Genomic DNA, 13,141 nt, shown 5'->3' on the forward strand with positions numbered 1-13,141 from the left:
GAGAGATCACCCCTAGTTTTTTTATTTGTATGCTGGAAGCCAATCGCCGTGCGCTTCAAATAAATCATCACACATAGAAATAATGTCATTGATGGACAGCTCCGCACTTGTATGCGGGTCAAGCATGGCTGCCTGGTAGACAGCTTCTTTTTTTCGTGTAACAGCAGCTTCAATGGTCATCAGCTGTGTGTTGATATTCGTTCTGTTTAATGCTGCGAGCTGCTCAGGCAGTTCTCCGGCAAAGCACGGGGTTATTTTTTTTCTGTCGGCGACGCATGTCACTTCGACTACCGCTTTGGAAGGAAGGTTTGTGATGAGTCCGGTATTTAAGACGTTTCCTCCGAAGGTGAACGGCTGATTCGTTTCCATTGCTTCTATTATTCTTGAGCCATATTCCTTTGAGCGTTTATGGGGGAGGTTTTTATTGTTAACAATGTCATCCCTCATTTTCTCCCAATCTGCTATCTGTTTTACGCATCTTCTTGGATATTCGTCCAGCGGGATCTGCAGCTCGTTGATCAATTCAGGATAATTCCGCTTAATAAAATAAGGATGGTATTCTGCGTTGTGCTCTGATGATTCCGTGACGTAATAACCGAACTTATCCATCAATTCAAATCGCACCATGTCATGATGCTTTGTTTTTTGCTTTTCTCTCGCTCTCTTTTTGATTTCGGGATATAAATCAGCGCCGTCCTTTTTCACTTCCAACAGCCATGCCATATGATTGATGCCTGCGATTCGTTCTTCAATCCCGTCGTGCTCCATACCGAGAGATCTAAATAAATCTCTTGTGCACACTTGGACGCTGTGGCAGAGCCCGATCGTTTTCACATCCGTATAGCGAAGCATAGCGCCAGTCAGGGAGGCCATTGGGTTTGTATAGTTTAAAAACCAGGCGTCGGGACACATTTCCTCAATATCTCTTGCGATATCAAATAACACGGGGATTGTCCTGAGTGATCTGAATATCCCGCCGATGCCCACTGTGTCGGCAATCGTCTGCCGCAATCCGTATCGTTTAGGAATCTCAAAATCGATGACTGTGCTTGGTTTATAGCCTCCGACCTGAATGGCATTAATCACATAGCCCGCTTGCTGCAAAGCCAGTTTTCTGTCGTCATAGCTGTTGATAACCACGCTCGGATTATAGCGGTCTCTCAAATTTTCGAGCATAAGCTGAGATTCCTGCAAGCGTTTTGGGTCAATGTCGTAAAGCGCAAATTCAAATCCATTTAACGCCTCCGTTAACAAGCAGTCTCCTAAAACATTTTTTGCGAAAATTGTGCTCCCTGCACCGATAAATGTGATTTTTTTCATGTCGCTTCCTCCTTTAATTCATTACCCTTTTACCGCTCCTGATGACAGTCCGGCAATAAAGTATTTTTGCAGCGCCAGAAACAGAATGACCATCGGCAGCATCGCCATGATGGCAGCTGCGGCGACCAAATGCAGATTGTTGGCGTTTTCTCCGAAAAACCCGGCCATTGCAACAGTAAGTGTCTGCACCTTCTGATCCTGTAAAAAGAAAATCGCAAATTGATAGTCATTCCATATAAAGACACAGGAAATAATACAGATGGTGGCAGTGATCGGCTTCAGCAAAGGAAACACGATCATAAAAAAGATTTTCAGCATTCCCGCTCCATCCATTCTTGCTGCTTCTTCAAGCTCTTTTGGAATGGTCGAACGGATAAAGCCGGAATACAAAAACACGGTTAATGGCATATACGCCGCTGTATTGATCAAAATGGCGACTGCGTGTGTATTGACCATACCGGCGTCCACGACCATTCTGTATAAAGGCACCATGGACGTTAACGGAGGGATGATCATAATTGAAATCAGCAGCGCGAAAACGGCTTTATTCAGTTTGGTTTCCCGCCGGGCAAGAGGGTAGGCGGCCAGTGAGCCGAATATGATTAATAACAATGCCGAAACACCTGTGATGATGATTGTGTTGATAAACGAGTTGCCAAGTGAAGCACGCTCCCATGCCTCAGAAAAATTTTGAAAGGAAATGTCAGATGGAAACAGCCATTTGGAACTGTAATCTCCTTTTGCTTTCAATGAAGTGGTCAGCAGAATGTAAAAAGGAATGAAATGCGCACAGGCTACAATGGCAGCAAGAAGTGTAATAAACCGCAGTTTGTTTGAGCGGGCGGCTCTCATGACATTTCCGTCTCCTTTCTTTTAAAGTACGCAAGCGCGCAAAAGCTGATGATCAAAATGACAAATGCCATAAATATGCCTTGTGTCGCAGCATAGCCGGCATCCTGCCGTTTAAAATACAGGTCATACATAAACGTTGACATCGATTGCGACGCGTTTCCGGGTCCGCCTGCAGTGAGCGCAATTATCACGTCAAACAGCTTTAAGCCTCCGATGATGTTGATGACCATATTGATCGTGATCGAAGGCATTAACAGCGGCAGGGTGATGCCGAAAAACTGCTGGCCCCGTGTCGCGCCATCCATTTCCGCTGCTTCATAGTAATCTTTCGGAATGCTTTGCAGGCCTGCCAAATAGACAATCATGGCGATGCCGACATATTGGTACGTGTTAATCATGACGATGATCCATGGGTTCGAAGACGGACTGGCGAGCGCGTTGATCGGGGTGATGCCGAAAACGCCAAGCAGGTCATTAAGCGCGCCTCCGTCATAAGAAAAGAAAAAGTACCAAATGTAGCCCATAATGAGCGGACTGATCATAACCGGCAAATACACAATGGTCCTTGTTATCGCTTTCATTTTTATGCTTTGATTTAATAGCAGGGCGTACAGAAGCCCAATGCCGTTTTGAAAAAAGGTGCTGCCGAGTCCGTATAGCAGCGTGTTTTTTAAGATATGCCATGTGTCGGGATCCGCAAACAGCCTTTCATACTGAGCGAAACCGACCCACTGATAAACCTGAGAAAATCCGTTCCAATTTGTGAAGGTGATAAAAGCGCCTTTTACAAACGGATAAATCATGAAGATCAAAACGGAGAGCAGAGCCGGAACATACATCCACCAAAGTGAGGATTGTTTTTTCGGCTTGACCTGTTTCACATGAACATCTCTTGCGATCTCACTCATTGTTTTCAGCTCCCTGTGTTCCAGATTGCTCCCGGAGTCGTTTATATTCTCTTCCCAGCTTTTTAGAAATCTCGTTGGGTGTCAAAATGTCTGCCGCAAGCTCCTGGCCGACCGTTCCCATTACATCCCACATCCCGTTCGGCAGGTACAATCGGTCGAAATAGGGCTCAACTTTCATGTTCTGATAATGCTGATAGTCTTTGGCATAGAAAATATCAGCTTTTACATTGGTCAGCCCTGAAGGAAGCGATGTGGCTTCAGCCATTTCTTTCGCATGGGCGGGACGAGCCATAAATGCGATAAATTGCTTTGCTTCCTTTAAATGAGGCGAGTCTTTCCATGCTGCCAGGGTATAGCGCTCGCCTCCAATCCATATCGGGTCATCACCGGAGTGAATAGCTGGTGTCGGGATAATCCCAATCTTTACATTCGGGTTAATTTGGGCGACGTCTTGACCGAGGGTGCCGCCCTGCATGGTAAAAGCAATTTTGTTTTGAGCCATTAACTCAATGAGCTGTGATTTTTTTGCTGTTACGGCATCGATATTGATGAGTTTTTCTTTCTGCATTTGTTTGAGGGTATCTGAAAGATAAGTAAATTTGCTCCAATTGAAGGTGCCGTCAATGAGCTGTTTCTTTTCATTATGGGCAGGATCTGTGATGAGAAGAGGTGTTGCGAATTGGTCATAATATTGGGCGAAAGAGCTTTTATCATATCCGGCGAACCAGAAAGGAACGATTTCTCCATTGCTTTTTTCTTTAATCGTTCTCAGTGCTTTTATAAAGTCATCCATCGTTTCCGGCGGATCAATGCCGAAACGGTCTAACATATTGCGGTTGTACGCCAGACCGTCCTTTGCCTGGTTGATCGGATATGCGTATACCTTTCCGCTCTTGTTTTTAAGGATGCTGTTTAAATTTGGATCAAGATTCTGAGTCCAGTCCATATCCCGGAGATCGGCTGTATACTCCCCGTACCTGATTTTCCCCCAGCCATGAGTATCAAAGAGATCAGGCAGATCATTGGCGGCCATTCTGACACGCATCATATTTTCATAGTCATTGCCTGGGAAATGAATGCTGACGCGAATGCCGCTTTCCTTTTCGAACGCTGCGGCTAGTTTTCTGAATGTGTTTCTTTCACTGTCCGTTGACATCGTAGAATAAATGGTTAACGTCTTTTTGCCCGTATCTGCAGCGCTTTCTTCAGATGAGCAACCCGGCAGAATCAGCAGAATAAGAGAGAGAAATAAAACAAATATGTGTTTCATCTTTTCCTCCTTATGATCTTGATGAACGTTTGTCTTGCGTCACCTCCTTAGCTGTATATCCGCAGCTTTGCCTGATGATCAGTGTTGTCGGCAGGGTGACTTGATGAGGAATTGTTCGGCCGTTAAAGCGGTCGAGAAGCTGTTTTACGCCTGTTCGGCCCATTTCCTCTGTATGCACTTTCACGGTGGTTAAAGGTGTGCTTGCAAACTCGGCCTCTTCAATGCCGTTAAAGCTGACAATGGCTGTATCCCGCGGCACATGCAGATCGGCTTCCTGAAGTGCTTTCAATGCGCCGATGGCCATAGAATCACTTGCGATAAAAAAGGCTTCAGGCAGCTTGCCTTGAGTGATGGCTTTTTTCATCAGGCGATAGCCCTCGCGCATGCTGTAATCGCCGACCAGGACGTGTTCAGGCTGAGGATGGGCGGACTGCAAAAAGGCAGTCTGGCGTTTGTCCTCAATTGTTCTGCGAATGCTTTGGCCGTCCCTCAGTGTATGCTCCTTCTCCTGCCCGCCGATATAGCCTAATCGTTGGTAACCTAAATCGAAAAGGTGATCAATTGCCTGGCGTGCGGCGGCTTCAAAATCAATCCCAATCGAGTCGTATATCTGCGGATCGGGAGAATGATTGATAAATACGGCATGCTCCAATCGGCCGCTGATATGTTGAACGGCTTCGTCATGGACACGGCCGATAACAATGATACCGTCTAATTCCCGAAAAATATGCTCCTGGAAGGAACCGAGATGGATGGAGTTTGTAATGAAAATTTCCTGTTCAAAGCATTCTTTTTCAATTCCTTTGCGAATAGAAGAAAAATAAGGATCCTGCCGTTCTTCATCGGGAGATAAGCAGCTCAGCACCCCGATAAGCGGCTGGGCGCGCTGTTTTTGTCCGCGGGCTTTTCGGCGTTTAGCGACAGTTTGATAGCCTAGCTCTTCAGCGATACTGATCACTCTTTGTCTCGTTTCACCAGCCACAGAAAGCGAATGATCTTCATTTAAAATTCTCGAAACAGTAGCATTTGAAACGTTCGCTTTTAAGGCGATATCTTTTAGACGAACCATGGTTACTCCCTTTCATTTGAATGAGATTTACTAAAACAAAAGAAATATTTTACTCATACGTTTTTGATAAATTGATACTATCATATGAAAGTAAGCGGTTACAATAATGAATTTCAGAATATTTTGTTGTATTTAGTGAAAGTTTAGTAAACTACGATTTTTGTTTCTATATACTGTGTGAAAAATAAAGGGAATAACAAATCCGTCTCGTACATTGAAGATAAGCGAAGAAGGAAGGGTGATGGGATGAGTAACGAAAAAAGAGAGCTGCTGTTTCGATTGCTTGGTGATTTGCCTGATCGGAAGCATACGGGGGCGGAAACGCTGCGTATTGAGGAAAAAGAGGGATATATAATTGAAACGCTGCTGCTTGATATAAATGGGCTTGAAAAGGTGCCTGCATATTTTGTGAAGCCGAAAGCCGCAATAGGACGGTGCCCGGTTATATTATTTCAGCATTCGCATGGCGGGCAGTATGAACGGGGAAAAAGTGAACTGCTTGAGGGAGCGGATTATTTGAAAGCGCCTTCTTTTGCTCGGGAGCTGACTTCTCTCGGATATGGCATATTGGCAATCGACCATTGGGGATTTGGAGACAGACGGGGAAAATCAGAAAGCGAGATTTTTAAAGAGATGCTTCTGACGGGCAGGGTGATGTGGGGCATGATGATTTACGACAGTATAAGAGCCATTGATTATGTGCAGAGCCGCCCTGATATTCAGCCTGACAGAATCGGAACGATCGGCATGTCTATGGGGGGCTTGATGGCTTGGTGGACAGCGGCGCTTGATGAACGGATAAAGGCATGTGCGGATTTATGCAGTCAGGTTGACCATCATGTACTGATTGAAACACAGAACCTTGACCGGCATGGCTTTTATTATTACGTTCCGTCTCTTGCCAAGCACTTTTCTGCATCAGATATCCAAAGCCTGATCGCACCGCGACCGCATCTTAGTCTTGCCGGCATACATGATCGGCTAACACCCGCTGAGGGAGTGAACAAAATCGAAAAAGAATTAACAGCTTTGTATGCTGAAAAAGGGGCTTCTGATTGTTACCGTATGGTGCGCTCCGCTTCAGGGCATTTTGAAACAGCTATGATGAGGCATGAAGCTCTGCAGTTTTTGAAAAAGTGGCTGTGACATGAAAAAGGGCAGGCTTTACGTGTTTTTCTGAAATGGTTCTAAACAGGTAAGGAGGCGAGCATCTGCCCGTCTCTTCTTTTTCTAGTGGATCAATACAGTTATCAGGAATATACATGATAAATAGATTTTGTTTATGAGGAAATGGCGTTCTGATATTGACAGAATTGTGTATACATAATAGTATTCTAATTGTTAACCTGAATTTATAAATGGTTAACAAATAGAATACTTTCTTCTGTAATCAAAGCTGAAAGGGCGAGAAGGTATGCAAGAAGAAACATTTTACAGTGTCAGAATGAGAGCTTCTATGAATGGGTCTCACGAAGATGGAGGAAAGCATATATCCGGCGGAGAACGGCTCATCACGTTCGATAATATGAAACGTACGGTGAATGCTTTATTAGAAAAAGGGTTATCTCACTCTAGAGGAAAACCGGATTTTATGCAAATTCAATTTGAAGAGGTTCATGAGCCGGTTAAGAAGATTCATCCATTACCAATGAAGACAAATGAAGTAGAATCCCCGGAAGAGGGACAAAGTCTTGCCCGATTCTTATTGGGGAAAGCGGGTGTTCCAAGAAAAGTGATTGAAAAAGCATATCAACAAATGTCTGAATGGTCAGGTATCAGGGGAGCAGTGGTGTTTGATATTCACACTGGCGAACGAATTGATCAAACACACGATAAAGGTGTACGGGTGTCCAGAATGGATTGGCCGGACGCCAATTTTGAAAATTGGGCGTTCCGCAATAACATGTCGTCCAATTCAAGAATAAAAGAGGCCCTTGCACTTGCTTCGAAGGTGAGTGAGCATCCGGCAACCGTTGCAGAATTATGCTGGTCAGATGACCCTGATTACATAACAGGCTACGTCGCGGGTAAAAAATTGGGCTATCAGCGCATTACAGCAATGAAAGAATACGGGACTGAAGAGGGCTGCCGAATCTTTTTTGCTGACGGCTCTGTAAATGTAAACACATACATAAATGATCTCAAGAAGAATCCTATTTTAATAGAGTGGGAGGAAGATGATGACTCAAGATTTGATAGAAAAAAGTAAAAAACATCTTTGGCTGCCTTTTACTCAAATGAAAGACTATGATGAACATCCCTTGATCATCGAAAGCGGCAACGGAATCAAAGTAAAAGACATTAACGGCAAGGAATATTATGACGGCTTTTCTTCCGTTTGGCTTAATGTGCACGGGCACCGCAAAAAGGAATTAGATGAGGCCATCATAAAACAGCTTGGCAAAATTGCTCACTCCACATTATTGGGCATGACCAACGTCCCGGCGACTGAACTTGCCGAGACATTAACCGAGATCAGTCCGGAGAAGCTGACGCGTGTTTTTTATTCGGACAGCGGTGCAGAAGCGATGGAAATTGCTCTAAAAATGGCGTTTCAATATTGGAAGAACATCGGAAAGCCTGAGAAACAAAAATTTATCGCAATGAAAAATGGGTATCACGGCGATACGATCGGTGCCGTCAGTGTCGGTTCAATTGAACTGTTCCACCACGTCTATGGCCCGTTAATGTTTGATAGTTATAAAGCTCCGATCCCTTATGTATACCGCTCTGAAAGCGGCGATCCTGTGCAGAGCCGTGATGAGTGTCTCTATGCGCTTGAACAGCTGCTGAAGGAACACCATCACGAAATTGCAGCACTTTCGATTGAATCAATGGTTCAAGGAGCATCCGGCATGATTGTGATGCCGGCAGGATACTTGGCAGGTGTGCGCGAGCTTTGTACAGCTTACGATGTCTTAATGATTGTTGATGAAGTTGCCACTGGTTTTGGGCGTACGGGGAAAATGTTTGCATGTGAGCACGAAAATGTTCAGCCTGATCTAATGGCTGCCGGCAAAGGCATTACAGGAGGCTATTTGCCGATAGCCGTCACTTTTGCCACCGAAGACATCTACCATGCATTCTACGATGATTACAAAGAACAAAAAACCTTTTTCCACGGTCACTCCTATACAGGAAATCAGCTTGGCTGTGCGGTTGCTCTTGAAAATCTGAGATTATTTGAATCTGAAAACATCGTTGAACAAGTCGCGCAAAAAAGTAAAAAGCTCCATTTACTTCTTCAAGACCTGCATGCACTTCCTCACGTTGGGGATATTCGGCAGCTCGGCTTTATGTGCGGCGCAGAGCTTGTTCAGTCAAAGGAAACCAAACGGCCTTATCCTGCTGATCGGCGAGTGGGGTACAAAGTTTCTTTGAAAATGAGAGAGCTCGGGATGCTGACGAGACCGCTCGGCGATGTAATTGCATTTCTGCCTCCGCTTGCCAGCACAGCTGAAGAGCTCGAAGCAATGGTGTCTATTATGAAAGAAGCGATCCAAGAGGTAACCAGCCTTGAGCATTGACAGCTGGTTAAGCCGCCGGTTAGACAAAGCGAAGGGAGCCGGCGTATACCGTACACTGCGAACAATGAATGGGCTTCCAATTCCGGAGGTGACGATTGATGGCAAAAATCAAACGGTCTGGTCGTCAAACAATTATTTAGGTCTCGCAAACCATAACCGCTTAATCTCTGCAGCTCAAGAAGCACTGCAGCAATTTGGAGCAGGAAGCACCGGCTCGCGTTTAACGACGGGCAATTCGATCTGGCATGAAAAACTCGAAAAAAAGATTGCCGGCTTTAAACGGACAGAAGCGGCTTTACTGTTTTCAAGCGGCTATTTAGCCAATGTCGGTGTCCTTTCTTCGTTACCTGAAAAAGGGGACGTCATTTTAAGTGATCAATTAAATCATGCAAGTATCATCGATGGCTGCCGCCTGTCTAAGGCTGATACGGTCATTTATCGCCATATCGAAATGGCTGATCTTGAAGAAAAACTGAAAGAAACACAGCGGTACCAGCGCCGTTTTATCGTAACAGACGGGGTATTTAGCATGGATGGCACGATTGCCCCTCTTGATCAGATCATCTCTCTTGCTAAAAGCTGCAATGCTTACGTGATCGTTGATGATGCGCATGCAACAGGTGTTTTGGGAGAATCAGGAGGAGGGACGAGTGAACATTTCGGTGTTTGTCCTGACATTGTCATCGGCACGTTAAGCAAAGCTGCCGGAGCGGAAGGGGGATTCGCTGCAGGTTCAGCGGTATTCATCGACTTTCTGCTGAACCATGCCAGAACGTTTATCTTTCAAACCGCTATTCCGCCGGCAAGCTGTGCAGCTGCCCATGAGGCGTTAGACATCATGGAGGCCAGCAAGGAAAAACGACAGCTTTTATATTCTTATATCCAGATGATCAAAACGAATCTGAAGCACATGGGCTATGTGGTGAAGGGGCATCATACACCGATTATTCCGGTGGTCATCGGCGATACCCGAAAAACGGTCACGTTTGCTGAAAAACTGCAGGACAAAGGAATCTATGCCCCTGCCATTCGTCCGCCGACCGTTGCGCCAGGAGAAAGCCGTATCCGATTAACCATCACTGCTGGGCACAGTATGAGGGATATTGATCATTTGCTGGAAGCATTTCGTTCAATCGGAAAGGAGCTGAACATCATTCCATGAGAGGTTTTTTTGTAACCGGAACAGATACAGAAGTGGGGAAAACGGTGATATCCTGCGGTCTTGCAGCCTTATTGCGGGAAAATAAGATGGATGTCGGAGTATTTAAACCATTTCTAAGCGGAATCTCCCCTCATCATCCAGAGAGCGATACAAGCCTGCTGAAAGAGATGTCGCAAACGAGTCTTTCACATGAAGAGATTACGCCTTTTGCATTTAAAGAGCCGCTAGCTCCATATGTTGCAGGAAAGCTGGAGGGAAAGGCTGTCAAAATGGAAGAGGTCTTACGCCATTGGGAGCGGATAAGAGAAAAACATGAATGCTTCATCGTAGAAGGTGCGGGCGGGATTTCTGTGCCATTGGGAGAGGATTTTTTAGTCAGTCATGTTATAAAAGCGTTACAGCTTCCAGTGATTATTGTGGCACGCCCTCATCTTGGAACGATTAATCACACCTTTTTAACTGTTCAATATGCCAAAAGCATGGGCCTTCCAATCGCCGGAATCGTCATCAATGGAATCAGTGATTCTCCAGATCATGATGAAAAAACCAATCCTGAAATGATTGAGAGCCTATGCGGTGTGCCGCTATTAGGAGTGACGCCAAAGCTGATAAACACAACAAAAGAAACGATTCAGAATATGGTGAAGGACCATATAGATTTATCATTACTGATCAATCGAGTGGGGGCATGAAAATGAATCAATGGATGGAACTTGCAGACCGGGTGCTGGGCGGAGCAGAGGTGACCAACGAAGAGGCGCTTTCGATTTTAAACTGTCCAGATGAAGACATCTTGCTTTTGATGCATGGAGCTTTTCACATCAGAAAACGGTTTTATGGAAAAAAAGTAAAGCTCAATATGATTATGAATGCAAAATCAGGGCTCTGTCCGGAAAATTGCGGCTATTGTTCCCAGTCTGCCATTTCAAAAGCGCCGATTGAGAGTTACCGGATGGTGAATAAGGAAACCCTTCTGGAAGGCGCAAAGCGGGCGCATGATTTGAACATAGGTACATATTGTATCGTGGCAAGCGGCAGGGGGCCGTCCAACAGAGAAGTGGATCAGGTCGCAGAAGCGGTACAGGAAATAAAAGATACGTATGGACTGAAAGTTTGTGCGTGTCTCGGATTGCTAAAGCCGGAGCAGGCGAAGCGGCTGAAAGAAGCCGGAGTAGACCGCTATAATCATAATGTCAATACATCACAGAGAAATCATTCAAACATTACCACGTCACATACGTATGAGGACAGGGTCAATACGGTTCAGATTGCAAAAACCTCCGGCATGTCTCCATGTTCAGGCGCCATTATCGGGATGAAGGAAACGAAACAGGATGTCATCGATATCGCACAAAGCTTGAAGGCCCTTGACGCTGATTCCATTCCGGTGAATTTTTTGCATGCGATTGACGGCACACCATTAGAAGGCGTAAATGAATTAAACCCGCTGTATTGCTTAAAAGTGCTGGCGCTGTTCCGTTATATCAATCCGTCAAAAGAAATCCGCATTTCTGGTGGAAGAGAGGTCAATCTCCGTTCATTGCAGCCATTGGGGCTGTACGCCGCCAACTCCATCTTTGTCGGAGATTATTTAACGACTTCCGGACAGGAGGAGACGGAGGATCATAAAATGCTGAGTGATTTAGGATTTGAAGTAGAATCGGTCGAAGAAATGAAAGCCAGTTTAAGTGCAAATAGCTGAAAGCAAGAATAGAAGCAATCGGTGTCATGTTGATTGCTTTTATTTTTATGGAGTCAAAATGATGATGTCAGAATCATGAGAGGGAGCATATGACAAATTCAATTTCACTTACACCTTCTGCATTTTTTAAAAACCCTTATCCTTTTTACGATACATTACGTTCTGCACACCCTTTATATAAAGGGAATGTTTTGAAGTATCCAGGCTGGTATGTCACGGGATATGAGGAAGCGGCAGCAATTCTGAAAGATACCAGATTCAGAACACGTGTCCCGCTGCCTGAGACCTCTATAAAATATAAGGATTTGAATCATGTCCAGAAGCAGATGATGCTGTTTCAGAATCAGCCTGATCACAGGCGCCTGCGTATGCCGGTCAGCGGGGTATTTACTCCGAGAATGACAGAGTGCTATCGCCCATTTATAAATGAAACTGTCCATCATTTGCTTGATCAAGTGCAAGGTGAAAAAAAGATGGAGCTGATTTCTGACTTTGCTTTTCCTTTGGCAAGCTGCATTATAGCTAAGATCATAGGTGTGCCGGCAGAAGAAAGGGATCAATGTAAAGAGTGGGCGTCAAGCCTCGTTCAAACAATTGATTTAACCCGATCAAGAAGGGTGTTAACAGACGGCAATCAGATCACAGTAAAGATGAAGGAGTATTTTAGAGAGCTCATTCAAAAACGGAAACAAAATCCGCAGCATGATGTGATCAGCATGCTGCTGAAGGAAGAGCAGGCTGATAAGCTGACGGAAGAGGAAGTGGCATCAACGTGTATATTGCTGGCAATCGCCGGACATGAAACAACAGTGAATCTCATCAGCAACTCAATTCTTTGTCTGCTGCAGCATCGAGAACAGCTTTTGCAGCTCAAAGAAAACCCAGCTCTGATTCATACCGCAGTTGAGGAATGCTTACGCTATGAAAGCCCCACACAAATGACAGCCCGTGTTGCGTCAGAAGAGATTGAAATGAATGGCGTAACGATTCGTCAAGGGGAGCAAGTCTATGTTCTGCTGGGGGCTGCCAATCGAGATCCAAAAGTATTCGCGCATGCCAATGAGTTCGATATCACCAGAAGCCCTAATCCCCATCTTTCATTCGGGCAGGGCCACCATATTTGTATAGGTTCTTCGCTGGCACGGTTAGAAACACAAATTGCAATCAACACTCTTCTGCAGCGCATGCCAAGCCTGCAGCTCGCTGTTTCTGAAGTGCGATACCGGAAGCTAATTGGTTTTAGAGCGCTTATGGAGCTGCCAGTTACTTTTTAATGAAGGCTAAAGGAAGCCATGTGAATGCTGAAAAAGTGTCATCCCCTGGGAAAATGG

At 45.1% G+C, this 13,141-nt stretch carries 12 protein-coding genes; 7 read left to right on the forward strand and 5 right to left on the reverse strand.

The features are described 5' to 3' along the window. Nucleotides 1-21: 21 nt before the first annotated feature. The 5 genes from melA to LNN34_RS00335 are packed head-to-tail and all read right to left on the reverse strand — an operon-like array spanning nucleotide 22 to nucleotide 5,419. A complete protein-coding gene (gene melA, locus LNN34_RS00315; protein WP_044153748.1) occupies nucleotides 22-1,320 on the reverse strand; it encodes an alpha-galactosidase MelA in 1,299 nt (432 codons plus the stop codon). A gap of 21 nt (nucleotides 1,321-1,341) precedes the next feature. Continuing rightward, nucleotides 1,342-2,172 (reverse strand): carbohydrate ABC transporter permease, encoded by an 831-nt coding sequence (locus LNN34_RS00320; RefSeq protein WP_216394424.1) that lies wholly within the window; start codon nucleotides 2,170-2,172, stop codon nucleotides 1,342-1,344. Next, nucleotides 2,169-3,080, reverse strand: coding sequence for a carbohydrate ABC transporter permease (locus LNN34_RS00325; protein ID WP_216394423.1), 912 nt, complete (start codon nucleotides 3,078-3,080; stop codon nucleotides 2,169-2,171). Before LNN34_RS00325 ends, LNN34_RS00320 begins: the two co-directional genes overlap by 4 nt. Next, a complete protein-coding gene (locus tag LNN34_RS00330) occupies nucleotides 3,073-4,350 on the reverse strand; it encodes an ABC transporter substrate-binding protein (RefSeq protein ID WP_229042470.1) in 1,278 nt (425 codons plus the stop codon). Before LNN34_RS00330 ends, LNN34_RS00325 begins: the two co-directional genes overlap by 8 nt. Before the next feature lie 10 nt (nucleotides 4,351-4,360). Continuing rightward, nucleotides 4,361-5,419, reverse strand: coding sequence for a LacI family DNA-binding transcriptional regulator (locus tag LNN34_RS00335; protein WP_216394421.1), 1,059 nt, complete (start codon nucleotides 5,417-5,419; stop codon nucleotides 4,361-4,363). A gap of 246 nt (nucleotides 5,420-5,665) precedes the next feature. On the opposite strand from LNN34_RS00335, the gene LNN34_RS00340 reads away from it, so the two are divergent. The 7 genes from LNN34_RS00340 (at nucleotide 5,666) to LNN34_RS00370 (ending at nucleotide 13,084) form a co-directional block, all read left to right on the forward strand. Beyond that, a complete protein-coding gene (locus tag LNN34_RS00340; RefSeq protein ID WP_229042471.1) occupies nucleotides 5,666-6,565 on the forward strand; it encodes a dienelactone hydrolase family protein in 900 nt (299 codons plus the stop codon). A gap of 268 nt (nucleotides 6,566-6,833) precedes the next feature. After that, nucleotides 6,834-7,628 (forward strand): 6-carboxyhexanoate--CoA ligase, encoded by a 795-nt coding sequence (bioW, locus tag LNN34_RS00345; protein WP_229042472.1) that lies wholly within the window; start codon nucleotides 6,834-6,836, stop codon nucleotides 7,626-7,628. Continuing rightward, on the forward strand, nucleotides 7,600-8,946 hold the full coding sequence (gene bioA / locus LNN34_RS00350) for an adenosylmethionine--8-amino-7-oxononanoate transaminase (protein ID WP_216394418.1): 1,347 nt from the start codon (nucleotides 7,600-7,602) through the stop codon (nucleotides 8,944-8,946). The genes bioW and bioA overlap by 29 nt, the downstream gene beginning before the upstream one ends. Further along, nucleotides 8,936-10,108, forward strand: coding sequence for an 8-amino-7-oxononanoate synthase (bioF, locus tag LNN34_RS00355; protein ID WP_216394417.1), 1,173 nt, complete (start codon nucleotides 8,936-8,938; stop codon nucleotides 10,106-10,108). The genes bioA and bioF overlap by 11 nt, the downstream gene beginning before the upstream one ends. Continuing rightward, the gene (bioD, locus tag LNN34_RS00360; protein ID WP_229042474.1) at nucleotides 10,105-10,800 is read left to right on the forward strand and encodes a dethiobiotin synthase; all 696 of its coding nucleotides are present in this window, start codon (nucleotides 10,105-10,107) and stop codon (nucleotides 10,798-10,800) included. Before bioF ends, bioD begins: the two co-directional genes overlap by 4 nt. Nucleotides 10,801-10,802: 2 nt before the next feature. After that, entirely contained in the window at nucleotides 10,803-11,810 is a 1,008-nt protein-coding gene (bioB, locus tag LNN34_RS00365; protein ID WP_229042476.1) for a biotin synthase BioB, read from the forward strand. 89 nt (nucleotides 11,811-11,899) lie between these two features. Further along, entirely contained in the window at nucleotides 11,900-13,084 is a 1,185-nt protein-coding gene (locus LNN34_RS00370) for a cytochrome P450 (protein ID WP_229042477.1), read from the forward strand. The last annotated feature ends 57 nt before the right edge of the window (nucleotides 13,085-13,141 follow it).

Source organism: Bacillus sp. AF23 (genome assembly GCF_020861455.1).
Lineage (GTDB): Bacteria > Bacillota > Bacilli > Bacillales > Bacillaceae > Bacillus > Bacillus halotolerans.

What these genes read in the sequence shown, in the direction of transcription:
- melA (WP_044153748.1), bottom strand. Translation starts at nt 1,320, where the DNA reads ATGAAAAAAATCACATTTATCGGTGCAGGGAGCACAATTTTCGCAAAA.
- LNN34_RS00320 (WP_216394424.1), bottom strand. Translation starts at nt 2,172, where the DNA reads ATGAGAGCCGCCCGCTCAAACAAACTGCGGTTTATTACACTTCTTGCT.
- LNN34_RS00325 (WP_216394423.1), bottom strand. Translation starts at nt 3,080, where the DNA reads ATGAGTGAGATCGCAAGAGATGTTCATGTGAAACAGGTCAAGCCGAAA.
- LNN34_RS00330 (WP_229042470.1), bottom strand. Translation starts at nt 4,350, where the DNA reads ATGAAACACATATTTGTTTTATTTCTCTCTCTTATTCTGCTGATTCTG.
- LNN34_RS00335 (WP_216394421.1), bottom strand. Translation starts at nt 5,419, where the DNA reads ATGGTTCGTCTAAAAGATATCGCCTTAAAAGCGAACGTTTCAAATGCT.
- LNN34_RS00340 (WP_229042471.1), top strand. Translation starts at nt 5,666, where the DNA reads ATGAGTAACGAAAAAAGAGAGCTGCTGTTTCGATTGCTTGGTGATTTG.
- bioW (WP_229042472.1), top strand. Translation starts at nt 6,834, where the DNA reads ATGCAAGAAGAAACATTTTACAGTGTCAGAATGAGAGCTTCTATGAAT.
- bioA (WP_216394418.1), top strand. Translation starts at nt 7,600, where the DNA reads ATGACTCAAGATTTGATAGAAAAAAGTAAAAAACATCTTTGGCTGCCT.
- bioD (WP_229042474.1), top strand. Translation starts at nt 10,105, where the DNA reads ATGAGAGGTTTTTTTGTAACCGGAACAGATACAGAAGTGGGGAAAACG.
- bioB (WP_229042476.1), top strand. Translation starts at nt 10,803, where the DNA reads ATGAATCAATGGATGGAACTTGCAGACCGGGTGCTGGGCGGAGCAGAG.
- LNN34_RS00370 (WP_229042477.1), top strand. Translation starts at nt 11,900, where the DNA reads ATGACAAATTCAATTTCACTTACACCTTCTGCATTTTTTAAAAACCCT.